This is a genomic window from Enterobacter cloacae complex sp. IR5459 (assembly GCF_049238005.1).
Classification (GTDB): Bacteria; Pseudomonadota; Gammaproteobacteria; order Enterobacterales; family Enterobacteriaceae; genus Enterobacter; species Enterobacter hormaechei_C.
Genome location: NZ_JBMKIG010000079.1, coordinates 1 through 542 on the forward strand (window position 1 = coordinate 1; position 542 = coordinate 542).

The following is a 542-nucleotide window of genomic DNA, read 5'->3' on the forward strand; positions in this document are numbered from 1 at the left end:
TTGGTGCCTTCGGGAACTCTGAGACAGGTGCTGCATGGCTGTCGTCAGCTCGTGTTGTGAAATGTTGGGTTAAGTCCCGCAACGAGCGCAACCCTTATCCTTTGTTGCCAGCGGTTAGGCCGGGAACTCAAAGGAGACTGCCAGTGATAAACTGGAGGAAGGTGGGGATGACGTCAAGTCATCATGGCCCTTACGAGTAGGGCTACACACGTGCTACAATGGCGCATACAAAGAGAAGCGACCTCGCGAGAGCAAGCGGACCTCATAAAGTGCGTCGTAGTCCGGATTGGAGTCTGCAACTCGACTCCATGAAGTCGGAATCGCTAGTAATCGTGGATCAGAATGCCACGGTGAATACGTTCCCGGGCCTTGTACACACCGCCCGTCACACCATGGGAGTGGGTTGCAAAAGAAGTAGGTAGCTTAACCTTCGGGAGGGCGCTTACCACTTTGTGATTCATGACTGGGGTGAAGTCGTAACAAGGTAACCGTAGGGGAACCTGCGGTTGGATCACCTCCTTACCTTAAAGAACCTGCCTTTG

At 53.3% G+C, this 542-nt stretch carries 1 rRNA gene; it reads left to right on the top strand.

What is annotated here, in order from left to right:
* A 16S ribosomal RNA gene (locus ACOTX4_RS26045) occupies positions 1 to 522 on the top strand; the annotation flags it as partial.
* Positions 523 to 542 lie beyond the last annotated feature (20 nt).